Raw genomic sequence first — 26,031 nt, 5'->3', positions numbered from 1 at the left:
TCAGGGGTAGCTGTCTTGCCGGACACCTGTCAAGAATTTGTATGATGACTTGCGCGTTATGCGGTCTCTCGAATCATCCCACGATAGCGTTCCTGACTGCCTTTGAGGTGCAGGCGCATGGCATCACGGGCCGCTTCAGCGTCACCTGCGGCAATGGCATCGGCGATGGCGCGGTGTTCGCCACTGATCATGGCGATATAGGCTTCGGGGCTGCGGCTGTTGGAATCATCCTGCAGCTTGGCGCGGGGAATCAGTGCAATGCCGAGCAGTTCGAGGAACTCGCGAAAGCGCGGATTGTTCGAGGCGTCGGCAATCGCAAGGTGAAAGGTCAGATCCGCTTCGGAGGTCGCCTCGCCTAGGGCGGCGCGCTGGCGGATCTCGGCTTCGGCCTCGTAGATCGCTTCTTCCTGCGCGGGGGAGCGGCGGGTGGCGGCGAGATAGGCAGCCTCCATCTCGACCGCGACGCGCAGCTCAAGCATCTCAAGTATTTGGGAAATTCTGGCGTTGTCGACGATCTGGAAGGGGCGCTGCACCTCTTGCACGGGTTCCAGCACAAAGACCCCGGCGCCCTGACGCGGCTCTACCAGATGATCCGCGCGCAGGGTGGCAATGGCTTCGCGGACCACAGTGCGCGAGACTGAGAACTCAGCCGTGAGTTGTGATTCGGAGGGCAGTTTGTCACCGGGCTGAAACGCCCCCTCGCTGATGCGCATGCGCAGGGAACCGGCCACTGAAGCCACAAGATTGCGTTTGCCGCGCGGTGCTGCCTGCTGTGCCATGGTGGTTCCTTCGAGGTTCATTAAGGCGATTGCCCCGGCAAAGTCAATTTCAACCCGAGGCTGATCATATTCATTGACAGGTCATCATACAACTTGCCATACATCTTTGCGTCGGCGGTAGGTGCCGCCAAGGACGATTGGGAGGAGAGACCATGACGTTCACCCGCTTTGCGCTGTCTGGCGCGCTTGCTGCATTGATCGCGGTTCCGGCTGTTGCCGAGGATTGGCGCGGTTGGAATATTCACCCCGAGGGTTATCCGAACACGGTCGCGCTGGAGTCCTTTGCCAAGGACGTCGCCGCCAAGACCGATGGCCGGATCGAACCCACGGTCTACAACAACGGCACACTGGGCGACCAGCCCGATGCGATCGAACAGGTCCGCAACGGCGGTCTGGACTTCGCGAACTTCAACATGGGTCCGATGGGCCAGATCGTGCCCGCGACCAACGTGATGTCGCTGCCCTTCATCTTCCGCGATGTCGATCAGATGCACCGCGTGATGGACGGCCCCGTCGGTCAGCAGTTCTCGGATGCGCTGGCCAAGGAAGGCCTTGTCGCGCTCAGCTGGTTCGACAGCGGCTCGCGCAGCTTTTACAACACCAAGCGCCCGATCAAGACTCCCGCCGATATGGACGGTCTGAAGTTCCGGGTGATGAGCAATGACCTCTATGTCGAGATGGTTGACGATCTGGGCGGCAACGCCACCCCGATGGCCTATGGCGAGGTCTACCAGTCGCTGAAGACCGGCGTGATCGACGGCGCGGAAAACAACTATCCGTCGTTCGAGAGCTCGAACCACTATGAGGTGGCGAAGTACTATTCGATTACCAACCACCTGATCATCCCCGAGTGCATCTGCGTGTCGACCGCCACCTGGGAGGCGACCTCGGACGAGGACAAGGCCATCGTGACGCAGGCCGCCATCGACGCTGCTGTGCTGCAGCGCGATCTTTGGAGCAAGCGGGAGATGGAGAGCCGCGCCAAGGTCGAAGCCTCGGGCGTCGAGATCAACGAAGTCGATGATCCCAAGGCCTTTCAGGACGCAATGGCGCCGGTCTATGCCGGGTTCCTGAAGTCCAACCCGGATCTGGAATCGCTGGTCAAAGAAATTCAGGCCACCGAGTAAAGCAAGCGCAACCAACAGACGCCGGGTCAGAAATGGCCCGGCGTCCGAGTTTCTGGCGCCGGGCCAACCGGCGCGCGGGCTGGCGGGACCCGATATCAACGCCGACAAAAGGGCAGGCCGAGAGGGCCGGGCTGATATTCAAGGGGGCGGAATTACAGGCATGTCCAATCTTTCACGCAAGAGTGCACCGATGGCGGGGGCGGCAGACGCGGTTCTGGCGGTTCTGGCACAGGTCTGCATGGTCGTGGCGGGCATATTGCTGGTCACGTTGATCGTGATCTTCGGCTGGCTGGTCTTTGGCCGCTATGTGCTGAACGACACGCCGACATGGGTCGAACAGGCGGCGCTGCTGATGGTGGTCTGGATCACCTTTCTGGGCGGCGCGGCGGGGGTCTGGTCCAAGGCGCATCTGTCGATCGATTTTGTGCGCGAGATGATGCCGCCTTCGATCTGCATTCCGCTGCGCTGGGTCGCCGTCATCGGCGTGATCATCTTCGGCGCCTACCTTGGCTGGTACGGCATGGAGCTGGCGCAGAAAACCTGGCAGCGCACCATCCCGATGCTGGGCATCGCCGAGGGCTGGCGCGCCGTGCCGATGTCGATCTGTGGCTTCCTGTCCGTGCTGTTTTCCCTGTCACACCTCGCTGCGCTGTTTCGCGGCGAAGATCCTGCGGAGGGCTGAATGGGCCTGATTTTGTTGTTCGGCACCTTTGCGATCGGATTGATCTCGGGGATGCCGGTGGCCTTTGCGCTGGGCCTTGCCACGGTCGCGGGCTTTACCTTCGAGGGCCTGCCGCTGTTCATCGCGTTTCAGCGCGTCATGTCGGGGATTTCGGTGTTTTCGCTGCTGGCGATCCCGTTCTTCATCTTCGCGGGCGAGCTGATGTTGCAGGGCGGGATTGCCGCCCGTCTGGTGCGGCTGGCGGCGAGCGCCGTGGGCCGGTCGCGCGGCGGGCTGGGCGTGGTCAACGTCGCCTCGTCGATGCTGTTCGGGGGGATTTCGGGCTCGGCTGTGGCCGATACCTCGGCCTTGGGTGCAATCCTGATGCCGGTGATGAAGGAAAAGGGCTATGACGCGGATTATGCCGTCAACGTGACGGTGACATCTTCGGTCGCGGGCGTGGTCATTCCGCCGAGCCACAACATGATCCTGTTCGCGGTGGCGGCCGGGGGCGTCTCGGTCTCGCAACTGTTCATCGCGGGGGTCATTCCGGGCATTCTGATGTGCCTGTGCCTTGGCGTCGTGGCCTGGGCCGTGGCGGTCAAGCGCGGCTACCCGCGGGAAGAGTTCCCGGGCTGGAGCGCGCTGGCCATCAGCTTTATCGTGGCGCTGCCGGGTCTTATGACGGCGGTGATCATCGTCGGCGGCGTGCTGTCGGGCGTCATGACCGTGACGGAAAGCGGCGCGTTCGGGGCGATCTGGGCCTTTGTCGTGACGCTGCTGGTCTACCGGGAAATGAGCTGGCCGGGCTTCAAGCTGGCCGTGATCTCGGCGGTGCGGACAACCGCGCTGGTGATGCTGCTGGTCGCGACGGCCTCGTCCTTTGCCTATCTGCTGGCGCTTTACCGCGTGCCGGAGACGCTGGCGACGGCGATGACCTCGATCTCGGACAACCCGATCGTGATCCTGCTGCTGCTGAACGTGACGCTGCTGCTGTTGGGCATGATCATGGACATGGCGGCGCTGATCCTGATCTGCACGCCGATCTTCCTGCCGGTCGTCGTCGGCATCGGCATGGACCCGGTGCAATTCGGTGTCATCCTGATGATGAACCTTGGTCTGGGTTTGTGTACACCACCCGTCGGGGCCTGCCTGTTTGTTGGCTGCGTCGTGGGCGGGATCAAGATCGAACAGGCGGTCAGGACAATCTGGCCGTTCTATCTGGCGATCCTGCTGGCGCTGATGCTGGTGACCTATATCCCCGCCATCTCGATGTTCCTGCCGGGCCTGCTGAAATAACGAATCTGAGGAGAACTTCATGAAACGACTGCTGATCACCGGGGCGGCCGGCAATCTGGGGAAACTGGCGCGCGCCCGTCTGGGGCATCTGGCCGATGTGCTGCGGCTGTCGGATATCTCGGAGATGGCGCCCGCCGGGGCGAACGAGGAGGTCGTGCAATGCGACCTCTCCGACGAGGCCGCCGTGATGGAGCTGGTGAAGGATTGCGACGGCATCCTGCACCTTGGCGGCGTCTCGGTCGAGCGGGAATGGAAGCTGATCGAGGCCGGCAATATCACCGGCGTCTACAACCTCTACGAGGCGGCGCGGGCGCATGGCATGCCGCGCATCTTCTTCGCCACCTCGAACCACACCATCGGCTTTTATCGTCAGGATCAGGTGATCGACACCACCGCGCCGATGAAGCCCGATGGCCTTTATGGTGTGTCCAAGTGCTTTGGCGAGGCGATGGCCTCGCTCTATCACTCCAAGTTCGGGCAGGAGACGGCGCTGATCCGCATCGGGTCCTGTTTCGAGAAACCGCGCGACCGGCGGATGATGGCGACCTGGATGTCACCTGACGATTTCATCAGCCTGATCGAATGCGTCTTCCGCGTGCCGATGCTGGGTTGCCCGGTGATCTGGGGTGTGTCGGACAACGACGTCGGCTGGTGGGACACGTCGAGCGCCAAGCAGATCGGCTGGCGGCCCAAGGACAACTCTGAGGTCTACCGCGCCGAGATCGAAGCGGCCTCGGACTGCCCCGACGCGGACGCGCCGCAATCGATGTACCATGGCGGCCTGTTCACCGCCGAGCCGATCCACAAGTAGGGCTCAGCCCAGACGGGTCATCGCCTCGGCCAGCAGCGCCGAGGCGGCGACCCCATCGATCAGCGGCAGCGGCGCGGTGGCCGCGAGGTCCGCTTTCAGATGCGCCATCCCCGCACAGCCCAGAACGACAGACGCCGCGCCCTCGCCGTGGGCGGCGGCGATTTCGGCGCTGAGGCATTGCAGCACGGCTTCGCCGCCCCCCTCCACCGTCAGCACTGGCAGGCCGCTGGGGCGGACCGAGGCGCAGATCCCCGCAAAGCCATAGGTTTCAATGTTTTGCGCGATCACCGGGACCGAGACGGCCAGCGTGGTCACGACGGAAAAGCGCCCCCCCATCAGCGCGGCCATGTGAAACGCCGCCTGTCCGATGCCGATGACGGGGCAATGGGCGGCGGCGCGCAGCGCCTCAAGCCCCGTGTCGTCAAAGCAGGCAATCACAATCGCATCGGCGCTGATCTGTGCCGCCTTCGGAAGCAAGGCCAGCAGACCGGGCAGGGCGGCGGCGCCATCCTCAGGGCCTTGGATCGCGGGCGGGCCGTCGTGGTTGGTCCAGCCGATCACCTCGGCCCCCGGCAGCGTTGCCTGCGCGGTGGCGACAATGGTCTCGGTCATCGCCACAGTGGAATTGGGGTTGATATAGAGCAGCCGCACAGCCGTCAGACCCCTTTGCCCGCGTCCGAGCCGAGGCGCGCGCGGCGGCGCCCCATGCTCCAGACCACCAGCAGGAAGACCCCGATGATGACGAAGGAAAACAGCGTCGTCAGCGAGCCGAGGGCATAGATCACCGGGGTCGTGACGTTGGTGGTCATCCCGAAGATCTCCAGCGGTAGGGTGTTGTAGCTGCCCGCCGTCAGCAGGGTGCGGGCGAATTCGTCGTAGCTCAGCGTAAAGCCGAACAGCGCCACCCCGATCAGCGACGGCGCAATGATCGGCAGCACCACATGCCAGAGCGTCTGCCAGGACGAGGCGCCCTGATCGCGGGCGGCTTCCTCATAGCTTTTGTCGAAGCGGTTGAAGACGGCGAACATGATCAGCAAGCCAAAGGGTAGGGTCCAGGTCAGCTGCGAGCCAAAGCCCGATGTCGCCCAATGCACCTTGAACCCCAGCTGGTTGAAGATGAGCCCGACACCCAGCGAGACCAGGATCGACGGGATCACCAGCGAGGTGATGGTCAGATAGAACAGCACGGCAGACCCGGCAAACCGCTTGCGAAACGCGAGGCCCCCCATCACGGAGACGACAACCGTGGTGACCATCACCATCATCCCCAGCGCGGCACTGCGCCGGAAGGCCCCCCAGATATCACCCACCGCCTGCTGTTGAAACAGCTCGCGAAACCAATTGAGCGAGACGCCCCGCATCGGGAAGGTCAGCCCGCCGCCGGGGCCCTGAAAGCTCAGCACGCCAATGGTCAGGGTCGGGCCATAGAGGAACAGCACGAACAGCACGAAGAAGGCGGTCAGCACATAAAAACTGCGGGGACGCGGTTCCATATCAGAGCTCCTTGCGGATGTTGACGAAGCGCAGAAGGATGCCGATGACGATCAGCACGGTCAGCAGCAGCACCACGGCGGTCGCGGCGGCCGAAGGATATTGCAACAGCGAGATGTCGTTGGAAATCAGCCGCCCGACGTTGGCCCGCTGCGATCCCGACATGAAGCGCACGGTGATGAAGTCCCCCATCACCAGCGTCAGCACAAAGATCGTGCCGATCATGATGCCGGGCTTGGTCAGCGGAACAATCACATGCACCAGCGTCTGAAACCCGCTCGCACCATTGTCGCGCGCCGCCTCCAGCAGAGACTTGTCGATCCGCATCATGGTGTTGAAGATCGGCACCACCATGAACAGCGTATAAAGATGGACAAAGGCCAGAATGACCGAGAAATCGGAATAGAGCAGCCACTCCAGCGGCTGATCGATCACGCCCCAGCTGATCAGCGCCTGGTTGGCAATGCCGTTCCTGCCCAGAAACGGGATCCAGGAGATCATGCGGATGATGTTCGAAGTCCAGAACGGAATGGTGCAGATCAGAAACAGCGCGATCTGCACCGGCTGGCTGCGAATGTGAAAGGCGAGGTAATAGGCGACGGTAAAGCCGATCGAGAGGGTAAAGGCCCAGGTCAGAAAGGCATATTTGAACGTCGCGCCAAACACCTTGTAGGTCACGGGCGAGCCGAACAGGAATTCATAGTTCTCCAGCGAAAACGCCGGAATGATGGAAAACTCGGTCGCCTGCCAAAAGCTGACGATGACGATGGTGATGATCGGCAGGATCAGGAACCCGATCAGGATCAGGCTCAGCGGCGCCGCCTGCAACCACCCGACAAAGTGGCGATTGCGCATCAGCGTCACACCCCACCCCGGGGCCTTCCCAGTGCTATCCCTCATCTTGCCATCACTCCCGGTTGCACGGCGGCCACCCCACCGACTTCGCTCAAACCCCCAAAGCAGCAGGACGCGCGCCCGTCATCTTGCCAGAAATACTTTCGGGGGGGGTGTGGGGGGCCGACAGCCCCCACGTGTCCATATCGCTACCCTCAGGCCGCGATGAACTCGTTCCACTTGCGCACCATGTACTGGTTCTGGTCCATGACCGAGTTCCAGCAGGCCACGCGGCCCATACGCTCGTAGAAATCACCGCCATCGCGCACGTCACCGGCCTTGGCCAGCACGTCCCCGGTGGGCGAGGTGATCTCGCCCGTGGCAGGCTTGCCCTCGAACCAGTAGCCCCACTCGTTTTCGCTCATGTAGTCTTTCGAGGTTTCCGGCACGGCAGAGTAATACCCCTGACGCATCAGATAGCCGCCGACCCAACCCGAGAGGTACCAGTTGATGTAGTCATAGGCCGCATCCAGCTCCATGCCGCTCAGCGAGGACGACAGGCCAAGGCCACCGCCCCAGCTGCGATAGCCCTCTTTCAGCGGCTGGTAGACACAGTCGATTCCGCGCGACTTGACGGCGGTGATGGCGGGTGACCACATCGACTGGATCACCACCTCGCCGGAGGCCATCAGGTTGACGCTCTCGTCGAATGACTTCCAGAAGGCGCGGAACTGGCCGGCTTTCTTGGCCTCGGTGAAGATCGCGAGGGTCTTGTCGATCTCGTCCTTGGTCATGTTGCCCTTGTCGCCATACTGGATCTCGCCCATGGCCTCGCAGACCATCGCCATGTCCATGATGCCGATCGAGGAGATATCCAGCAGCGACGCCTTGCCCTTGAATTCGGGGTTCAGCAGCTCGGCCCAGCTGTCGATCGGGCGGCCGATCAGGTCGGGACGGATGCCCAGCGTGTCGGCGTTGTAGATCGTCGGGATGAGGGTCATCCAGTTGGTTTCTTCCGACGCGAAGGTCTTGGCGCCCGGCTCTTCGATGAAGCCGACGGTGTGGGGCGCGGTGCCTTGGGCGATATCGCTCTCGGGCGTCAGCAGGCCGGATTTGAAGATGCCGACGATCTTGTCGTAGTTCTCGATCCTGGAGACATCCATCGCCTGCAGGTTGCCGGTCGGCCAGACCTTCTTGCAGATCCAGTATTCGATATCGGCGATGTCAAAGCTGCCGGGTTGCGTCGCGGCGCGTTGCGTCACGGAATCCGAATCCAGCGCGGTCATTTCCAGCGTGAAGCCGAGGTCTTCCTTCACCTTGGTGCCGACGTCGTTCAGGTTCGACACGCCGGTGCCGAACTGGCGCAGGGTGATGTTCTTGATGTCCTGCGCCCAGACCATCGGGGCGGACAGGGTCGATGCGGCAAGGGCAGCGCCCCCGGCTTTCAGCATCGAGCGGCGGCTATAGCGCATCTTGCTCATGGTTTGGGGTCCTCTCTGTTGGTTTCTTGTTGGGGAGTTGGCTCAGGCCAGTTGGCTCAGGCCTGAAGGCGGTGCAGCCGCCCTTCGTCCCAGGCGAGGCCGACGGCATCCCCTGGGTTCTTCGGGTTCGCAAAGAAGGTCTCTTCCGGGATCAGGGCCAGCACTTCGGTGTCATCCCCGGTGGTCGAGGTGACGGCGACGTGGTTGCCCTGATATTCGATGGTGCGCACGGTGGCGGGCAGGCCCGCAGTGGCAAAATGCACCCCATCGGCGCGCAGGGCGTAGCGGCCACCGTTCAGGTCGATGACATTGTGCCCGCCCATGAAGCGGGCGACGAATTCGGTGCGCGGGCGGCTGAACACCTCACGCGCGGGGCCGGATTGTTCGATCACGGCGTTGTTCATCACGACGCATTCATCGGCCAGCGCAAGGGCTTCGTCCTGCCCATGGGTGACGTGGATGAAGGAGATGCCAAGCTCGCGTTGCAGGCGCTTGAGTTCCCCCCGCACCCGGATGCGCAGGAACGGATCGAGCGCCGAAAGCGGCTCGTCCAGCAGCAGCACACGGGGTTTCGTCACCAGCGCACGGGCCAGTGCGACGCGCTGTTGCTGCCCACCCGAGAGCTGCGCGGGCAGGCGGTCGGCGAGGTGGATCATGTCGACCAGTTCCAGCATCTCGTTGGCGGCCTTGTGGCGCAGGGCCTTGTCCTGCCCCTGCATGCGCAGCGAAAAGGCGACGTTGTCACGTACCGAGAGGTGCGGAAACAGCGCGTAGCTCTGGAACATCATCGCGGTGCCGCGCTTGGCGGGCGGCAGGTGCGACACGTCCGTCCCGTCCAGCAGGATCGAGCCGTCGCTGATCGTTTCGTGCCCGGCGATCATCCTCAGGGTTGTGGATTTGCCACAGCCCGACGGCCCGAGCAGGCAGACGTAGGTGCCATTGGTAAAGACATGGTTGATGTCCCTGACCGCCACGGTCTGCCCGTAGCGCTTGGTCACATGGCTGAGTTCCAGATCCTGACCTGTCCGCATGTCGTTCCCTCTCAGCGCTTTTTCCCGGGGCCGGCTGGTCCGGTCGGGGTGCAGTGGATGGCCTCAGCCTGCGGCAGGTTCGTGCTGCAGGTGCAGCAAAAAATGCAGCGCCGGGCCCGGAAATATGATTTGCCTGTTCTTGCATCGGTTGTATTCTGCATGTGCACAATTTTTGAAACATAATCGTATACAACATTGTCACAGCTGTGCGGCAGCCTGAGGCGGGGCGAGAGCTGTTGCCTTTCGCGGCCCTTGGCGCGAAGAATCAGACAAGGGAACAAGGCGGGACGCATGATGGATCTGAGCAACGGGCGGCCCGCCGGGAAAGAGGCCGTGAAGGACGCGGCAAGTGAACGCGTGATGGCCGAGCTGGCGCTGGCCATCCACGAACACCGCCTGCAACCGGGCGCCAAGCTGAGCGAGGACGAGGTCGGTGCGGTTTATGGCGTCAGCCGCACCGTGGTGCGCGCGGCGTTGCAGCAACTGGCGCATGACCGGCTGGTCGAGCTGCGGCGCAATCGCGGTGCCTATGTCGCGCAACCCAGCGTGCGCGAAGCGCGTGAGGTCTTTGAGGCCCGCGCCCTGCTGGAGCCACGCACCGCGCGCTCGGCCGCTGAGCGGGTCACGGAGGCCGATATCACCGCGCTGCGCCGCCATATCGAGGATGAGCATGCCGCGCTTGATATGGGTGAGCCGGGGCGGGCGCTGCATCTGTCGGGGCTGTTTCACATCGAGATCGCGCGCATCGCGCAGCAGGACACGATCGAGGATTTCATCCGCCAGCTGATCGCGCGCTCGTCGCTGATCATCGCGCTCTATTGGCAGCGGCGCACGGCGCTGTGCGAAAGCCATGCCCATGATGCCCTGCTGAACGCGCTGGCCAGTGGCAATGGCGATCTGGCGGAGGAGCTGATGAAAAGCCATCTGCTCGACCTCGTCTCATCGCTGGATCTGCGCAACGTCAACTCCGCGCCGCGCACCCTGCAAGAGGCTCTGGGCGGATGATCCGGACCGCAACCCCCGAGGATCTGGAGCGGCTGCTGGTCTGGGCGGCTGAGGAGGGCTGGAACCCCGGTGCGGGGGATGCGCAGGCGTTCTACGCCGCCGATCCGGCAGGCTTTTTCGTGGCCGAGCGTGAGGGCGCGCCGGTGGCGGGGATCTCGGTCGTGAACCATAATCCGCAGCAGGCGTTTCTGGGGCTGTACCTGTGCCGCCCCGACTGGCGCGGGCAGGGGGTGGGGTTTGCGCTGTGGAAACATGCGCTGAGCCATGCCGGAGTGCGCAGCATCGGGCTGGACGGGGTTGCGGCGCAGCAGGAGAATTACGCGCGCTCAGGCTTTCACCGCCTTGGCGCGACGCAGCGGTTCGAGGGCGCGCTGAAGGGGCAGGCGGAGGCGGACATCGGGCCGCTGCGCGCGGGCGATATCGCGGCGATGATCGCGCTGGACGCGGCGGCGGGTGGGGTCGAGCGGCCCGGCTTTCTGTCTGGCTGGCTGGCCCGGTCGCACAGTCGGCGCAGTGTGGTGCGCAGTGACCTCGGCGGGTTTGCCACGATCCGGTTGTGCCAGAGCGGCGCCAAGATCGGGCCAGTGATCGCGCCGAATGCCGCCGCTGCAATGGCGCTGATCCGGGCCGCCTGCGCCGAGATCGGGGCCTCGGCGGTGACCATCGATCTGCCGGAGGCGAATGCGCAATTGCGCGCGCTGTTGCAGGCCGAAGGCTTTGCGATGACCTTCGAGACAGCGCGGATGTATCGCGGCGCACCGCCCGAGGGCGACGCGCGGATGCAGGCGATTGCCACGATGGAACTTGGCTGAGCTCAGCGTGGCAGATGCGCGATGGCGTCGACCTCGATCCTGAGGGCGGGGTCGATAAAGCCCGAAACCTGTAGCAGCGTGGCGGCGGGCAGGGGGGCTTGCGCAAACGCCTCGCGGCGGGCTTCGGCGACGGCGGCGCGCTCGGACATATCCGTGACATAGAAGGTGAGCTTGGTGATGCGCGCGTCGCCTGCCGCCTTCGCCAGCGCGACGACCCGGGACAGTGCGATGCGGGCCTGATCCAGCATTGCGGGCGGCACCGCACCGGCGCCTCCGGCGTGCATGCCTGAAATATAGACGATTCCATCCGCGATGACGGCGTTGGAGAACAGGCCCGGCACCGGGTCGGGCACGCCGGGGGCGGTCAGGGCTTTCATGGCGCGGCCTTTTTCTCAGCATCTTCGCGGCTGAGGCGGTCGCGCACGGGCATGAAATCATACGTCGGGAAGAACTCGGTCGAGAAGACTCCCCAGGCGCGCCGCTCAAGCTCCACGTTCACTTTTGGCAGGATTTCGGGCGGCATCCGCAGCGTCACGATCTGCCCGATCCCCATCACCACATTCCAGCTGAGAATTTCGGCACCCGCTGGAGGGAAGCCGCGCCACCAGTCCTGATCGGACAGATGGCTTTGAATTTGTTCAAGATTCTTCGTCTGATCGTGCTTGAGGAAAACGGTAAGCATCACGGTTTCGGTCATCTGGGCCTCGGCTATTTGCGGTCAGGGTCGGGAAAACACTTGCATATCTTACCGTGAATCGGGTTTATTTCAAATAGGAACACACTGATCTTTATTGAACAGTACGCTGAACAGGGAGGGCGCGAGATGCAGAACCCAGCACTTGGAACTCAGTCAAAGGGCCGCGCCCTGAACGAAGCGGAGAAAACCTTCGCCGCCGCGCTTGAGCGGATCTACGAGACGGGCTGCCACGATTTCGAGCAGGTGGTCGCTCAGCTGAACACACGCGGCGATGCGCGCCCGTCGGGCGAGGCAGGCGCATGGACGCTTGAGGTGTTCGAGGCCGAGCTGCGCGCGATCAACGCCAGCCATGACGCCGCCCATGCCGAACACGGCATCGGCGCGTAACGCAACAGGGGAGCAACCGAGATGGACGCAGCAAACGCAACGCGCGATCGGGTCGACGAGTATATCAATCAGGGTCTGCGCGGCTTCTGGATGCCGGTCGCGGTGTCGGTGCAGGTCAAGGTCGGCCAGCCGCACCCCGTCAAGATCGCCGGCGAAAACCTTGTGCTGTGGCGCGATGGCCGCGACAAGATCCGCTGCGTCGAGGATTTCTGTCCCCACCGTGGCGCCAAGCTGAGCCTTGGCGAAGTGCAGGACGGCAATATCGCCTGCCGCTATCATGGCGTGACGGTCGACGGCACCGGCACCGTGGTGCGTGTGCCCGCGATGCCCGATTGTGCGCTTGAGGGCCGCAAGGCGCTGACCGCCTACGAGGTCAACGAGGCCGGCGGCGCTGTCTTCATCTATCTGCCCTCTGCTGATCGCCCCGAGGCCCCTGCCTTCGTGCCGCCGGTGGAGTTCACCAATGGCGAATGGGAAGTCTTTCCCTGCATGACCCGCTGGGATTGCTCCTACCGCCTCAGCCTCGATAACGCCGCCGATCCGATGCACGCGAGCTATCTGCACGCCAACAGCTTCACGCTGGCCTATGGCTCCAAGCAGGACACCATGAAGCTGGACCGCCGCGAGCATGGTTTTCAGATCGAACGGATGAGCCAGCAGGGCGTCAACTTCGACTATACCGAAGTCGTGATGGACGAGGGGATGATGTATTTCCGCCTCGATATTCCCTACCCGGATGGCGCGGGCCCCGGTGGCCCCTTCCGCATCATCGGCTTTACCGCGCCGATTGACGAAGAAACGCACTACTCCTTCTTCTGGCGCTGCCGCGAAGTGACCGGGCTGGCGGCGGAGAGCTGGCGCTTTCTCTACCGTGCCTTCCTTGAGGATCGCCACTGGCACGTGCTGGAGCAGGACCGCGTCATGCTGGAGAGCATCCCCGCCGACAGCCGCCGCCGCGAGATGCTGTATCAGCACGACATCGGCGTCAGCCGGTTGCGCCAGATGATGGTGCGCCGCGCGAAAGAACACTTCAAGGCGCTGGACGCCGCAGACGCCGGACAAAAGAGCGCCTGATGCAGGACGGTCTGACAGATATTGCCCCGGCCGAGCTGGTGGCGGCGCTGAGCGCGCCCTTCCATCCCGGCGAGGCGCTGGATCTGACAGGCCGTCGTGTCACCGGGCCAGTGGATCTGTCGGGCCGCGATCTCTGCGGGTTCGACATGACCGGCAGCCGGTTCGAGGGCGCGGTGACGGCCAAAGACACGGTGTTTCGCGGGCTGACATGGTTTCGCGACTGCCAGTTTGCGGGCGCGTTCACGGCCGTGGGGGCGCTGTTTGGCCATGACGCGCGCTTTGACGGCAGCGTTTTTGCGGCCGAGCTGGATCTGAGCCGGGCCGAGGCACGCGGCACCATGGTGCTGGACCGGGTGCAGGCGAATGCGCCGGTCTGGATGGACCGGATGCAGATCCTCAGCAGCCTGTCGCTGGCAGGCGCAGATTTCGCCGCGACCGTCTCGCTGGAAGAGACCGAGGCCTATGGCGGGCTGTGGGCGGATCGCGCGCAGTTCGGCGCGAGGGTCACGGCGCGCGGCATGGAGGTGCACGGGCGCACCTGGCTGAAGGGGGTGCAGATGGCACCGCCTGCGCCGAACGCAGCCCCGGCGGCGTCGCTGGCGCGCCAGATCCGCAGCTACGGATATGTCTGGGGCTAAGCCCGGACGACATCGGACAAAAGACAACACGAGGGCGTAGAAACATGACATCACGGCTGGACCTTCAGAACATCACCAAGGTGTTCACCGACCGCAAGACGGGCAACTCGGTCACGGCTGTGACGGATATGTCGTTCTCTGTCGCCCCGGGCGAGCTGGTGGCGGTTGTCGGCCCCTCGGGCTGCGGCAAGTCGACCATCCTGAACATGGTCTCGGGCCTTTATGGGCCGACCGAAGGGCAGGTGCTGATCGACGGCGAGAAGGTCACGGGCACCCGCCCCGAGGTCGGCTTCATGCTGCAGAAAGATCTGCTGCTGCCCTGGCGCAGCATCGTCGAGAATGTCGAGTTCGGGCTGGAAGAGCGCCCCTTTTCCAAGGCCGAGCGGCGCAAGCGGGCGCTGGCTGAGCTGAAGCGCATGCAGCTGGCCGATTTCGCCGACAACTATCCGCACCAGCTGTCGGGCGGCATGCGGCAACGCGCGGCGCTGGCCCGCACGCTGGCGATCGAGCCCGAGCTGGTGCTGCTGGACGAGCCGTTTTCGGCCCTCGACGCGCAGACCAAGCTTGTGCTGCAACGTCATTTCGCCCGCACCATCGCCGAGGCCGGCGTGACCTGCGTGCTGATCACCCACGATCTGAACGAAGCGGTGATCATGTCGGACCGCGTGGTCGTGCTGTCGGGCCGCCCTGGCCGTGTGGTCGACGAATTCGCGATTGATCTTCCGCATCGCACAGACCCGCTGCAACGCAGCCTTGAGCCGCAATGCGGGATCTATGTGAAGCGGCTGTTTGATGCCCTGCATCTGGAAAACGAAGAGGCCTGACGGCCTTTCCCTGCCCCCACAACAAGACGCCTGAGGATGCGACGCATCTGAAAAAAGGCGCGTGACGATGCCGGGTGTCGGCCTCTCTCAAGACACCAAAATAGCCTGAAAAACCTGATACCAACCGGGAGCTATACTGATGAAGATGACCTTTCTGAAAGCCGCCGCAGTGGCGCTTTCCACGCTGGTCTCCGTGCCTGCCGCGCAGGCTGCAGATCTGGAAAAGATGACCTATCTCTACCCCGCACCTGACTTCCTGCCGGCCTTCACGCCGTTTCAGGTTGCGCGCACCAAGGGCTATTATGAGGCCGAGGGCCTTGATGTGAACTGGGTGATCGGCAAGGGCGGCGCAGACGTGGCCAAGCAGGTTGCCGTCGGCAACGCCGAGCTTGGCGGTGGCATCGGCGATACGCCGATCATCGTGCGCGCCAACGGTCTGCCGGTGAAGGGCGTGCTGCTGATGGGCGGCAAGGCTCTGACGCAGATGGTCATTCGCAGCGACAGCGGCGCGACCGATGTGAAAAGCCTCAAGGGCAAGAAGGTTGGCGTGATCGCCTATCAGGACACCACCTATTACAACCTGATGGCCGCGCTGGCCGCCAACGGGATGACCAAGGACGACGTTGATATTCAGGCGGTTGGTGCCGGTGGCATGGTGCAGCTGATGATCTCGGGCGATCTGGATGCGATTTCGGGCACGCCGGACTGGGCCGCCTCGATCGAGGGCGCGGGCGTCAAGGTCGGCATCCTGCCGATCAACGACATGTTCCCCGCCATGGCGCAGGCCGTTCTGACATCGGAAGACACGATCAAGAACAAGCCCGAGGTCGTGAGAGGTTTCGTTCAGGCGACCCTGCATGGCCTGAAGGACGTCATGACCGACCCCGAAGGCAGCGCGAAACTGCTGGCGGAGAGCATCCCGCAATATGCTGGCAAGGAAGCCTTCCTGCTGGAAGTCATGAACCGCTACAACACGCTGGTCTATGCGGTCGACGACATGAGCACGCTCGGCACCTTTGACGAAGCCCGCATGGAGGCTGTCGCCAAGTTCTACCTCGACGCGGGCCTCGTCGCCTCGGTCGAACCGGCGGCCGACTACTTCTCCAACGACTTCGTGACGGCAGACTAATGACTGTTACCGCGGACAAAACCCTGACTGTAGAGCGGCCCGTGCGCCGCTCTGCCCCCAAGCCTGGAAAGGATACCGGCGTGAGCGAGACAACAACTGCCCCCGTGAAGGGGAATGGATCGCGCGCGACCTTAGAGGTCGGCATGATGGTGGGCTTCGGCCTGGTCTTTCTGGCGATCTGGGAATTCCTGCCCCCGGCTTTGGGTGTTCCGCGGTACATCATCCCCACCTTCAGCCAGTGCATGGCCGAATTCGCCCGCATGTGGGCGCAGGAGGACCTGGGGCCGAACTTTGTCTCGACGCTGATTTCCTCGATCGTCGGCTTTGCGCTTGGCGGTCTGCTGGGCGCCGGGGCGGGCTATCTGCTGGGCATGTCCAAGCTGTGGGAGCGGGTTCTGGCCCCCTATATTCTGGCGCTGCAAATCGCGCCCAAGGTGGCCTTTGCGCCGCTGTTCATTATGTGGTTCGGCTATAACTCGATCCCGAAACTGCTGGTGACGGTGCTGATCGTGTTCTTCCCGATCCTGGTGAACGTGCTGCAGAGCATGAAGACCGTGGATCAGGACCTGATGAACCTCGCCCGTGTCTATTCGATGAGCCGCTGGAAGATGTTCCTGAAGATCGAGCTGCCCTCGTCGCTGCCGCAACTGTTTGCGGGTCTGCGGATCTCGTCGACCCTCGCCGTGATCGGTGTGACGGTGGGCGAGCTGGTGGGCGGCAATACCGGCCTCGGCTTTCTGATTACCTATGGCGAGGGGCAGGCCAATACGGCGATGGTCTTTGATGCGATCATCCTGCTGACCCTGATCGGTGTGGCGCTGTATTTCGCCATCGCCGCCATCGAGAAACGCGTGCTGCACTACCTTGAGCGCAATGATGGCTGATCTGGGCGACATCGGCTTTCAGCCCGGCATGGCGGCGGGGGTTAGCTATCTGCGCCGTCCGGGGCCGGGCAGGGTGCTGGTCTGCCTGCACGGCATCGGATCGCGCGGCGACAGTTTCGCGCCGATGCTGCCGCACCTGCCGCGCGACTGGGACGTGATCGCCTGGAACGCGCCGGGCTATGGCGCCTCGGCTCCGCTGGACACTGACTGGCCGGTTGAGGCGGATTACGCGGCGGCCCTGCTGGGGTTGCTGGAGGCGCTGGGGCTGAACCGTGTGACGCTGCTGGGCCATTCGCTGGGCACGCTGATGGCGGCGCGCTTTGCTGCCGATCACCCCGAACGGGTGGCGGCGCTGGTGCTCGGCGCGTCTGCCTGCGGCCATGGCGGCTCGGTCGGGAAGCTCTCCGACGCGGCCGCCGACCGGCTGAGCGCGCTGGAGCGCGAGGGCGCTGCGGCCTTTGCCGCCAAGCGCGCGCCGCGTCTGCTGGCCGATCCTGTGGGTCACGCCGAGGCGCTGGCGCGGGTTCAGCGCGCGATGTCTGCCGTGGCGATGCCCGGCTACGGGCAGGCGGTGCGGATGCTGGCCTCGGGGACGCTGGAGGCGAGCCTTGCCGAAATGCAGGTGCCAACGGGGCTGATCTGGGGGGCAGGCGATGTCGTGACCCCGCGCGCCCAGACCGACCGGGCGGCCACCGCGTTGCAGGGGCGCGCCCCATTGCGCGTGATCCACGACGCGGGCCATGCCTTGCACGCAGAGGCGCCGGAGGCTTTTGCCGGGGCGCTGATCGAAATTCTGTCCGAACTGGACCAAACCGAGACGAGGACGTCATGAGCGAGATCATCAGAGCCGGGAACCTGCGCGGCATTGTCATGCGCGCGCCGAACATGACCAGCACCGTGAAATTCTACGAAGACAGCTGGGGGCTGACCGTCGCCAAGCAGGTCGAAGGGCTGACCTATCTGCGCGGCACGGGGCGTGAGCCGTTCATCTATGCGCTGAAGGACGGCAAGGACTACGGCATCGAATATATCCACATGGGCATGCCCGACCGCGCTGGGATCGAAGCGCTGCACGCGCAGGTCGTCGCAAAAGGCGCGCATGTGCTGGGCAGCCCGGCAGTCTTTGACGACGTGATCGGCGGCTATGGTTTCGAGATGCTGGACCCCGATTTCCGCCGCCTGCGCTTTACCTGCGAGCTGGATATGCTGGAGCCGGTCGAGCGCTATGCCTATCCGCAAAAGATCACCCATGTTGTGCTGAACACGCCGGATATGGAGGGTGTCGAGGCCTGGTATCGCGACGTTCTGGGCTTTCGCGTCTCGGATTACTCGGCCAACGAAATGGTCTTTCTGCGCGCGGCCGCCGACGTCGCGGATGGCGCGGATCACCACTGCATTGCGCTAGTGCGTGCGCCCTATGCCAGCGTCAATCACGTCGCGTTTGAGACCGGCAGCATCAACGCCTACATGCGCTCGATCGGGCGGATGCGGCAGAACGGCACCGTGCCATCCTGGGGGCCGGGCCGCCATGGGCCGGGCGACAACTGCTTCGCCTATTTCGTCTCGCCCTCGGGCTTCGTGATCGAGTTCACCTCCGAAGTGCAGAAGATCGACGAGATGACGCATGAGCCGCAGGTCTGGCCGCGCGACAACCCCGAGAAGATGGACCAGTGGATGACCGCTGGCCCGCCGACCCCGGCGCAGCGCACCATCATGATGGGCCGCCCCGATCCGGGCTTTCCGCCCGCCAAGGCGGAGTGATCGGATGGATCTGGGACTGACAGACAAGACCGTGATCGTCACCGGCGCCTCCTCCGGCATCGGGCTGGCGGCGGCGCGGCAACTGCTGGGCGAGGGCGCGAAGGTCGCGCTCTGTGCCCGCGGGGCCGAGCGGCTGGCGGCTGTGGCCGAAGACCTTGGCGCCGAATTCGGCGCCGGGCGTATCCTTGCGCAGCCCGTCGACGTGCTGAACGAGGCTGCTGTGAACGGCTTTGCCGAGGCCGTGGCCGCGCGTTTCGGCGGCGCAGTGGCGCTGATCAACAATGCGGGCCAGGGGCGCGTGTCGACCTTTGCCGACACCGATGACCAAGCCTGGCGGGATGAGCTGGAGCTGAAATACTTCAGCCAGATCCGCCCGATCCGCGCCTTTCAGGCGATGCTGGCAGCCAGCGGGCAGGGCGCGATTGCCGCGACCAATTCTCTGCTGGCCTATCAGCCAGAGCCGCATATGGTCTGCACCTCATCGGCGCGCGCCGGTGTGCAGAGCCTGCTGAAATCGCTCTCGGTCGAGCTGGCACCGAAGATCCGCGTCAACTCGATCCTCGTTGGTCTCGTCGATTCCAACCAGTGGCAACGCCGCTTCGAGGCAAGGGACGATCAGAGCCAGTCGTGTGACGACTGGTACGCTGCCCTTGCTGCAAAAAAGAAAATCCCACTTGGCCGTCTTGGCAAACCCGAGGAGGCCGCCCGCGCGCTGGTCTTCCTTGCCAGCCCGGCTGCGTCCTATATCACAGGAGCTCAAATTGAAATCTCTGGCGGCGTTTCAAGATACATCTGACATGGTCATTGCACAGCCTGTCACCCCCGCAGAGCCGGAATTTGTCGGCGACCTGATTGCCGAGGCGCTGGCCGACCTCGGTGTGAGCACCCTGTTCGGGGTGATCTCGATCCACAACATGCCGATCCTGGATGCCATCGCGCGTCAGGGCCGCATCCGTTTCGTGCCTGCCCGTGGCGAGGCCGGGGCGATGAACATGGCCGATGCCTATGCCCGCGTCAGCGGTGGCCTCGGCGTGGTCATGACCTCGACCGGCACCGCCGCAGGCTACGCGGCCGGTGGTCAGGTCGAGGCGCTGACAGCGGGCAGCCGGGTGCTGCACCTCACCACGCAGGTCGACACCAAGTTCGCCGACCGCGACCGCGCGCCGATCCATGACGTGCCGACACAGCGCGAGATGCTGAAGGGCATCTCGAAGGCCGTTTTCCGCATCTGGGACAACCACGCCGCCCTCGGCACGCTGAAGGCCGCTGTCAGTGCCGCGCTCTCGGCCCCGTCTGGCCCCGTCAGCATCGAAGTGCCGGTGGATGTCCAGCGCATGCCCGTCGCGGGCCGCGCCAAGATCGGCAAGCCCGCCGTTGTGAAACCGATCGCGGATCAGTCCGAGATTGAGGCTCTGGCTGCCCGCATCCTAACCGCCAAACGTCCGCTGATCTGGCTCGGTGGCGGTGCCAAGGGCGCCGAAGCCGCCGCGACCGCTCTGGTCAATCGCGGTATCGGGGCTGTCACCTCGACCAACGGTCGTGGCGTGGTGCCCGAGGATCATCCGGCGACGCTGGGTGCCTTCAACATGACGCCACATGCGATCCGCCTCTACCAGACCTGCGATTTGATGGTCGTCGTCGGCTCGCGTCTGCGCGGCAACGAGACCAAGGACAACGCGATGCCGCTGCCGCCGATCTGCCAGATCGACGCCGAGGCCAGCCAGGGCGGGCGCAACTATCCCGTCGACATGATGATCCACGGCGACGCCGCCGATACCCTGCAGCGTCTGCTGGCGCTGCTGCCCGAAAAGCTCGACACCGACCCGAACCTTGCGCATGAGATCGCCGTCGCCCGGGCCACCGCCGAGGGCGAGATGCGCGCCATGCTCGGGCCGTACCGTACGGTTGCGGATGCTCTGCAGGAGCGCGTTCTGCCGGGCCGTCACCCCTGGGTGCGCGACGTGACGATCACCAACTCGACCTTCGGCAACCGCTATGTGCAGATCGCGGAACCGCGTCTGGGTGTGCATGCGCTGGGAGGCGGCATCGGGCAGGGCATCGCCATGGGCATCGGCGCGGCACTTGCCTCGCTCGAACATCCCGGCGCGCCGAAGGCGATCACGCTGGTCGGCGACGGTGGCGCGATGCTGGGCATCGCCGAGCTGATCACCGCCGTTCAGGAAGAGGCCCCGCTGGTCTACGTGCTGATGAACGACGCGGCCTATGGCGTGATCCAGAACATCCAGGACGCGCAATATGGCAGCCGCCGTCACTATAGCGCGTTGAATACGCCCGACTTTGGCAAGCTCTGCGAGGCGGTGAACATGCCGCATATGCTGGTGTCGGAGATTGAGGATTTCGCCGCCGCGCTGGACGCAGCCATCGCGCGCCCCGGTCCCGTGGTGCTTGAGGTCGACATGTGCGCCATCGGCCCCTATGCGCAATCCTTCGCAGGCCCGCCCGCCGGCGCCGCCGGCAAGGCAGTGTGAACGCGATGCATCTGGGACTGATCGGATACGGCAATATCGCGACCCTGCTGCCGAGGATCCTCGGCCAACAGGGCGCGCTGCCCTCGCGTATTGACGTTTTGGTGCGCCCGGGTCGCGCCGATGCCGCCCGCGCCGCCTTTGGCGAAACGGTAGTGACGGTGCATGAGGACACGGCCACCTTCATCGCCAGCGCCCCGGCGCTGGTGGTCGAGGCCGCGACCCATATGGCTGTAAAAACCTCGGTGCTGGAGTGTCTGCGCGCGGGTCTGCCGGTGCTGATCGTCTCGGTCGGCGCGCTGGCCGATGCCACGCTTGAAGCAGCCGTGCGCGACGCCGCCGAGGCAGGCCATACGCAGGCGCATCTTTCCAGCGGTGCCGTCGGCGGCATCGACATGCTGGCCGCCGCGCGGCTGTCGGGGATCACCTCCGTCGCCTATACCTCGCGCAAGCCGCCGATGGCCTGGCGGGGCACGCCTGCCGAAGATCTGCTCGACCTCGCCAGTCTGACCGAGGCGACCACCTTTTATCAGGGCACGGCGCGTGCGGCGGCGACGGATTATCCCAAGAACGCCAATGTCGCGGCCACCATTGCGCTGGCGGGCGCGGGGTTCGAGGCGACCGAGGTGCGCATGGTCGCCGACCCCGCCGTCTCGGCCAATATCCACGAATTCACCCTGCGCTCCGGCGCGCTCGACTTCACCGTCACGCTTGAGGGGAAACCCTCGCCCGAGAACCCGAAAACCTCCCTGTCGACGGTTTATGCGCTGGCGCGGACGGTGCTGAACCAGACCGCCCTGATCACCGTTTGAGGATGCCATGAAAGATATGACACACGCCCTTCCCGATGGCCGCCTTTTCGTTGCTGGCGACTGGGAGGTCGGCACGGGTGCCGAAATCACCTCGACCTACCCGCATGACGGATCGCTGAACCTGGTGCTGAAGGGTGCCTCACGCGCCGACGGCGAACGCGCGATTGCGCGGGCCAAGGCGGCGCAGGCCGACCCGGCGTGGCGCGGGATGCTGCCGCATGTGCGGGCGCGGCTGCTGCACCGGATCGCCGACGGGATCGAGGCCAATATCGAGCGGATTTCCTATGTGCAAAGCCGCGATACCGGCAAGACGCGCGGCGAGACGGCGGCGCTCGCGGCCTCGGCTGTTGGCACGTTCCGCTATTTCGCGGCGGTTCTGGAAACTTCCGATGATGCGCTGACGGCGCGGCGCGCAACCGCGCTGACGGCCAGCGTGCACGAACCGATCGGCGTTGTCGCGGCGATCACGCCGTGGAATTCGCCTATTGCCTCGGACGCACAAAAGCTCGCCCCCGCGCTGGCGGCGGGCAATGCCGTGCTTCTGAAACCGTCGAGCTGGTCGCCCATGGTCTCCCTCGTCCTGGCCGAGATCTGCGAAGCGGCGGGCCTGCCCAAGGGCCTGCTGTCGGTGCTTCCGGGCGCGGGGCGCGAGGTCGGCAACCTGCTGGTCGAACACCGCGACATCGGCCGCGTCGCCTTTACCGGCGGCACGGTCACCGGGCGGCGTCTGGCGGCACAGGCGGGCGAAAAGCTGATGCCGGTGTCGCTGGAGCTGGGGGGCAAATCGCCGACCATCGTGTTCGACGATTGCGACCGCAAGCTGGCCATCGCCGGTATCCTGTTCGGCATCTTCTCCTCCTCCGGGCAAAGCTGCATCGCGGGTTCGCGCCTGTTCGTGCAGCGCGCCATCTATGACGATTTCGTGGCCGAGCTGGTCGCGGCAACCAAGGCCCTTGTCGTCGGAGCGCCCGATGACCCGGCAACCCAGGTCGCCCCGATGGTCTGCGCCGAGCATCGCGACAGCGTCGAGGCCTATATCGAGATGGCGCGCGCCGAGGGCGGCGAGATCCTCTGTGGTGGCACCCGGCCCGAGGGCGCGGCCTTCGCAAACGGCAGCTACCTGACCCCGACCATTATCGCGGGGCTAAACAACGACGCGAAGGTCTGCCGGGAAGAGATCTTTGGCCCGGTTCTGGTGGTGCTGCCGTTTGACGACGAAGTCGATGTGATCGCCATGTCAAACGACAATGACTATGGCCTGGCCTGTGGTATCTGGACCCGGGATTTCCCCCGCGCCTGGCGTCTGGCCGAGGCGATCAGGGCGGGCACGGTCTGGATCAACACCTACAAGCAATTCTCGATCGCGACGCCCTTTGGCGGCGACGGGGCCTCTGGCATGGGGCGTGAAAAGGGCCGTGACGGCCTGCGCGTCTGGCAGCGGCAAAAGGGGATTTATGCGGACCTGACCGGGCAACCGCACCCCTGGGCACGGATTGGAGAGACCGCATGATACTGAAAGATCGCACAATTCTGGTCACCGGCGCCGGTGGCGGACTGGGGCGCGAGATCGTTCTGGCCTGCGGGCGCGCGGGCGCCCATGTCATCCTGTCGGACTTCAACGCAGACCTCGGGGCCGAGAGTCTCGCCGCGCTGACAGCGGCGGGCGGCAGCGGAGAGCTGCGTCTGGCGGATCTGTCGGACCCCGCCTCGATCGCAGCACTTGGCGCCAGCCTCGACGGCCCGCTGCACGGGCTGATCAACAACGGCGCGATTGCGACGGGGATCGGCGGCATCGGCTTTCGCGACATCGACATCGCCGTCTGGGACAAGGTGATGCAGGTCAACGTGCGCGGCACCTGGCTGATGATCCGCGCCTGTGCGGATGCGCTGATCGCGTCGGGGTCGGGCCGGGTGGTCAACCTTGCCTCCGATACTGCCCTCTGGGGCGCGCCGAACCTGCTGAGCTATACCTCCTCCAAGGGCGCGATCATGGCGATGACCCGCAGCCTTGCCCGCGAGCTGGGGCCCGATCACGTCGGCGTCACGGCCATCGCGCCGGGTATTCTGACGACCGAGAGCACCGAATACGTCCCGCAGGCGCGCCACGATCTCTATGAGACGGGCCGCGCGGTGCCGGGCAAACAGGGCACGGGCGACGTGGCCGAGGTTGCCGCCTTCCTCGTCTCGCCCCCGGCGATCACGCTGACGGGCCAGACCATGCCCGTCGACAACGGCTTCGTGTTCAACTGATGGAGGGCGCACGTCATGCCTAAGATTGCCATTGTCGGGGCGGGGCCTTCGGGCTGCTATGCGGCGCAAGCCCTGCTCAAGCTCGACAAGACGCTGGAGGTCGATATCCTTGACCGTTTGCCGGTGCCTTATGGGCTGGTGCGCTATGGCGTGGCGCCGGATCATCAGGGCACCAAGGCCGTCGCGCGCCAGTTCGCGCGGCTGTTTGAACGTCAGGGCGTGCGCTTTATCGGCAATGTGACGCTGGGCGAGACGGTCACCCTGGACGCGTTGCGTGCGGCCTACGACATCGTGGTGCTGGCGCTCGGCCTTTCAAAAGACCGCCCGCTGGACCTGCCGGGCGGCGACCTTGGCGGTGTGAGCGGCGCGGGCGCCGTGACCCGCCATTGGAACGACCACCCGGACGAGGCTGGCCAGCTGCCGCACCTTGGCAACCGCGTGGTGATCGTGGGGCAGGGCAATGTGGCGATGGACGTGCTGCGCATCCTTGCCAAGCAGGAGCCGGACTTTGACGGCTCGGACCTGCACCCGCGCCACACCGATCATATCACCGGGGCAGGGGTGGCACAGATCGACATCCTTGGCCGCTCGCCCGCGCACCTCGCCAAGTTCGATCCCGTGATGGTCAAGGAACTGGCCAAGCTGGAGCATGTGCGCTTTGCCCTCGACGGGCTGGAGCTGTCCGAGGGGCACGAGGACGACCCCCGCGTCGCAGCCCTTGCCGCCCTGCCACAGGATGTGCCTGTTGCCAGCCACGAGGTCACCTTCCGCTTCGGCTGGACGCCCGAGCGGCTGAGCGGCACCGAGGGGCATGTCGACGCGGCCTTCTTCCGGCGCGGCGACGAGGAGCTGGGGCTGTCCTGCGACAGCGTCATCACCGCCATCGGCTTCGACAGCCATATCCCCGGCCTGCGCGATGATCTGCTGGCCCGAGCCGAGGATGCCGAGACGGGCGTGGTCGACAAGGGCCTCTACCTCGCGGGCTGGTTCTGCCGCGGCCCGCGCGGCACCATTCCCGACAATCGCGCGGCGGCACAAGCGCTTGCGACCCGCATCATGGCGGATCTCGGCACGCTCACGGGTGCGGAAAAACCGGGACACGCAGCGCTGATCGCGGCGCACCCGGACCTGACGGATTACGACGGCTGGCTGCGCATCGACGCGGCGGAACTGGCGGCTTGCACTGATGGACGGGTCAGGGCAAAGGTCGCCGATCTTGAGACACTGCTGGCCCTGGCCTCTGGACGCGCGCCGGGTTCAGCAACACCGGAGACTGAGGGATGAAGATTAAACTGCTCTACGGCACCGAGACCGGAAATGCCGAAATGCTCTGCGAAGACATCGAAGCGCATCTGGAGGGCGACCACGAGGTCGAGATGGCCAATCTGGCCGACACCGACCCCGCCGATCTTGCCGCCGACACCTTTCACCTCGTGGTCTGCTCGACCTATGGCGACGGCGATCTGCCCGCCTCGGCGCAGCCCTTCGGAGAGGCGCTTGAGGCTGATCAACCCGATCTGTCGGCGATCCATTTCGCGATCTTCGGCCTCGGTGACAGCAGCTATGAAACCTACAATCAGGGCTCGGAAAAGCTGGCCGCATTGCTGGCGACCTATGGCGCGCATCAGGTCGGTGACCGGGTGATCCATGACGCGATGGGCGGCGATATGGCGGAAGATCTGGCGCTGCCTTGGGCGGACGCACGCATCGCCCAGGCCGCTGATCTTTTCGCAGAAACCTGAGCAACCATGACCCCCG

General features: G+C 64.7%; 29 protein-coding genes. 21 read left to right on the top strand and 8 right to left on the bottom strand.

Translation table 11 applies throughout. The features are described from left to right. Positions 1-56: 56 nt before the first annotated feature. Positions 57-779, bottom strand: coding sequence for a FadR/GntR family transcriptional regulator (locus tag F3W81_RS11310; RefSeq protein WP_226941655.1), 723 nt, complete (start codon positions 777-779; stop codon positions 57-59). A gap of 152 nt (positions 780-931) precedes the next feature. Between F3W81_RS11310 and F3W81_RS11305 the strand changes: the two genes are divergently transcribed. From F3W81_RS11305 to F3W81_RS11290, 4 genes are all read left to right on the top strand, one after another. Next, a complete protein-coding gene (locus F3W81_RS11305; protein WP_193079264.1) occupies positions 932-1,906 on the top strand; it encodes a TRAP transporter substrate-binding protein in 975 nt (324 codons plus the stop codon). A gap of 160 nt (positions 1,907-2,066) precedes the next feature. Next, on the top strand, positions 2,067-2,588 hold the full coding sequence (locus F3W81_RS11300; RefSeq protein WP_193079263.1) for a TRAP transporter small permease: 522 nt from the start codon (positions 2,067-2,069) through the stop codon (positions 2,586-2,588). Further along, positions 2,589-3,866 carry a TRAP transporter large permease gene (locus F3W81_RS11295; RefSeq protein ID WP_193079262.1) on the top strand — a complete coding sequence of 426 codons (1,278 nt, stop codon included), beginning with the start codon at positions 2,589-2,591 and terminating at the stop codon, positions 3,864-3,866. It begins immediately after the preceding gene. A 19-nt stretch (positions 3,867-3,885) separates the two neighbouring features. Continuing rightward, positions 3,886-4,677, top strand: coding sequence for an NAD-dependent epimerase/dehydratase family protein (locus F3W81_RS11290; protein WP_193079261.1), 792 nt, complete (start codon positions 3,886-3,888; stop codon positions 4,675-4,677). A 3-nt stretch (positions 4,678-4,680) separates the two neighbouring features. Here the strand turns inward: F3W81_RS11290 and F3W81_RS11285 are convergent, their stop codons facing one another. The 5 genes from F3W81_RS11285 to F3W81_RS11265 form a co-directional block, all read right to left on the bottom strand. After that, entirely contained in the window at positions 4,681-5,328 is a 648-nt protein-coding gene (locus F3W81_RS11285) for an aspartate/glutamate racemase family protein (RefSeq protein WP_193079260.1), read from the bottom strand. Between the two features lie 5 nt (positions 5,329-5,333). Then, positions 5,334-6,170 carry an ABC transporter permease gene (locus tag F3W81_RS11280; RefSeq protein ID WP_193079259.1) on the bottom strand — a complete coding sequence of 279 codons (837 nt, stop codon included), beginning with the start codon at positions 6,168-6,170 and terminating at the stop codon, positions 5,334-5,336. A 1-nt stretch (position 6,171) separates the two neighbouring features. Next, positions 6,172-7,023, bottom strand: coding sequence for an ABC transporter permease (locus F3W81_RS11275; protein ID WP_226941975.1), 852 nt, complete (start codon positions 7,021-7,023; stop codon positions 6,172-6,174). A 194-nt stretch (positions 7,024-7,217) separates the two neighbouring features. Then, complete coding sequence (locus tag F3W81_RS11270) at positions 7,218-8,483, bottom strand: ABC transporter substrate-binding protein (protein WP_193079257.1); 1,266 nt, start codon at positions 8,481-8,483, stop codon at positions 7,218-7,220. A gap of 56 nt (positions 8,484-8,539) precedes the next feature. Continuing rightward, positions 8,540-9,514, bottom strand: a complete 975-nt coding sequence (locus tag F3W81_RS11265) for an ABC transporter ATP-binding protein (protein ID WP_193079256.1) — start codon at positions 9,512-9,514, stop codon at positions 8,540-8,542. A gap of 294 nt (positions 9,515-9,808) precedes the next feature. On the opposite strand from F3W81_RS11265, the gene F3W81_RS11260 reads away from it, so the two are divergent. Next, positions 9,809-10,519, top strand: coding sequence for a GntR family transcriptional regulator (locus F3W81_RS11260; RefSeq protein ID WP_193083828.1), 711 nt, complete (start codon positions 9,809-9,811; stop codon positions 10,517-10,519). Next, the gene (locus tag F3W81_RS11255; RefSeq protein WP_193079255.1) at positions 10,516-11,331 is read left to right on the top strand and encodes a GNAT family N-acetyltransferase; all 816 of its coding nucleotides are present in this window, start codon (positions 10,516-10,518) and stop codon (positions 11,329-11,331) included. Before F3W81_RS11260 ends, F3W81_RS11255 begins: the two co-directional genes overlap by 4 nt. Positions 11,332-11,333: 2 nt before the next feature. On the opposite strand, the gene F3W81_RS20865 is transcribed toward F3W81_RS11255, so the two are convergent. Beyond that, on the bottom strand, positions 11,334-11,708 hold the full coding sequence (locus F3W81_RS20865; RefSeq protein ID WP_226941654.1) for a RidA family protein: 375 nt from the start codon (positions 11,706-11,708) through the stop codon (positions 11,334-11,336). Beyond that, positions 11,705-12,028 (bottom strand): hypothetical protein, encoded by a 324-nt coding sequence (locus F3W81_RS20860; RefSeq protein ID WP_226941653.1) that lies wholly within the window; start codon positions 12,026-12,028, stop codon positions 11,705-11,707. Before F3W81_RS20860 ends, F3W81_RS20865 begins: the two co-directional genes overlap by 4 nt. 126 nt (positions 12,029-12,154) lie before the next feature. Between F3W81_RS20860 and F3W81_RS11245 the strand changes: the two genes are divergently transcribed. The 15 genes from F3W81_RS11245 to F3W81_RS11175 all read left to right on the top strand — a co-directional run bounded on the left by F3W81_RS11245 (position 12,155) and on the right by F3W81_RS11175 (position 26,015). Beyond that, on the top strand, positions 12,155-12,415 hold the full coding sequence (locus F3W81_RS11245; protein ID WP_193079254.1) for a recombinase-like helix-turn-helix domain-containing protein: 261 nt from the start codon (positions 12,155-12,157) through the stop codon (positions 12,413-12,415). Positions 12,416-12,436: 21 nt separating this feature from the next. Next, positions 12,437-13,489 (top strand): aromatic ring-hydroxylating oxygenase subunit alpha, encoded by a 1,053-nt coding sequence (locus F3W81_RS11240; protein WP_193079253.1) that lies wholly within the window; start codon positions 12,437-12,439, stop codon positions 13,487-13,489. After that, the gene (locus F3W81_RS11235) at positions 13,489-14,127 is read left to right on the top strand and encodes a pentapeptide repeat-containing protein (protein ID WP_193079252.1); all 639 of its coding nucleotides are present in this window, start codon (positions 13,489-13,491) and stop codon (positions 14,125-14,127) included. The genes F3W81_RS11240 and F3W81_RS11235 overlap by 1 nt, the downstream gene beginning before the upstream one ends. A 44-nt stretch (positions 14,128-14,171) precedes the next feature. Then, complete coding sequence (locus F3W81_RS11230) at positions 14,172-14,951, top strand: ABC transporter ATP-binding protein (RefSeq protein ID WP_193079251.1); 780 nt, start codon at positions 14,172-14,174, stop codon at positions 14,949-14,951. Positions 14,952-15,090: 139 nt separating this feature from the next. Then, on the top strand, positions 15,091-16,080 hold the full coding sequence (locus F3W81_RS11225) for an ABC transporter substrate-binding protein (protein ID WP_226941652.1): 990 nt from the start codon (positions 15,091-15,093) through the stop codon (positions 16,078-16,080). Between the two features lie 80 nt (positions 16,081-16,160). Then, entirely contained in the window at positions 16,161-16,964 is an 804-nt protein-coding gene (locus tag F3W81_RS11220; protein WP_226941651.1) for an ABC transporter permease, read from the top strand. Then, positions 16,957-17,796 carry an alpha/beta fold hydrolase gene (locus F3W81_RS11215; RefSeq protein WP_226941650.1) on the top strand — a complete coding sequence of 280 codons (840 nt, stop codon included), beginning with the start codon at positions 16,957-16,959 and terminating at the stop codon, positions 17,794-17,796. The genes F3W81_RS11220 and F3W81_RS11215 overlap by 8 nt, the downstream gene beginning before the upstream one ends. Continuing rightward, positions 17,793-18,725, top strand: coding sequence for a VOC family protein (locus F3W81_RS11210; protein WP_193079250.1), 933 nt, complete (start codon positions 17,793-17,795; stop codon positions 18,723-18,725). The genes F3W81_RS11215 and F3W81_RS11210 overlap by 4 nt, the downstream gene beginning before the upstream one ends. Before the next feature lie 4 nt (positions 18,726-18,729). Continuing rightward, on the top strand, positions 18,730-19,521 hold the full coding sequence (locus F3W81_RS11205; protein ID WP_193079249.1) for an SDR family oxidoreductase: 792 nt from the start codon (positions 18,730-18,732) through the stop codon (positions 19,519-19,521). Position 19,522: 1 nt separating this feature from the next. Next, the gene (locus F3W81_RS11200) at positions 19,523-21,214 is read left to right on the top strand and encodes a thiamine pyrophosphate-binding protein (protein WP_193079248.1); all 1,692 of its coding nucleotides are present in this window, start codon (positions 19,523-19,525) and stop codon (positions 21,212-21,214) included. Between the two features lie 5 nt (positions 21,215-21,219). Next, a complete protein-coding gene (locus F3W81_RS11195) occupies positions 21,220-22,023 on the top strand; it encodes an aspartate dehydrogenase (protein WP_193079247.1) in 804 nt (267 codons plus the stop codon). A 7-nt stretch (positions 22,024-22,030) separates the two neighbouring features. Next, positions 22,031-23,533, top strand: coding sequence for an aldehyde dehydrogenase (locus F3W81_RS11190; protein WP_193079246.1), 1,503 nt, complete (start codon positions 22,031-22,033; stop codon positions 23,531-23,533). Then, positions 23,530-24,273, top strand: a complete 744-nt coding sequence (locus F3W81_RS11185; RefSeq protein ID WP_193079245.1) for an SDR family oxidoreductase — start codon at positions 23,530-23,532, stop codon at positions 24,271-24,273. Before F3W81_RS11190 ends, F3W81_RS11185 begins: the two co-directional genes overlap by 4 nt. Before the next feature lie 15 nt (positions 24,274-24,288). Further along, positions 24,289-25,557, top strand: a complete 1,269-nt coding sequence (locus tag F3W81_RS11180; RefSeq protein WP_193079244.1) for an FAD-dependent oxidoreductase — start codon at positions 24,289-24,291, stop codon at positions 25,555-25,557. Continuing rightward, positions 25,554-26,015 (top strand): flavodoxin domain-containing protein, encoded by a 462-nt coding sequence (locus F3W81_RS11175; RefSeq protein ID WP_193079243.1) that lies wholly within the window; start codon positions 25,554-25,556, stop codon positions 26,013-26,015. Before F3W81_RS11180 ends, F3W81_RS11175 begins: the two co-directional genes overlap by 4 nt. The last annotated feature ends 16 nt before the right edge of the window (positions 26,016-26,031 follow it).

The sequence above is a fragment of the Pseudooceanicola spongiae genome, from assembly GCF_014899185.1.
Lineage (GTDB): Bacteria > Pseudomonadota > Alphaproteobacteria > Rhodobacterales > Rhodobacteraceae > Pseudooceanicola > Pseudooceanicola spongiae.
Note: the sequence above shows the minus strand (reverse complement) of the source record. Positions and strands in the feature narration are given on the sequence as shown.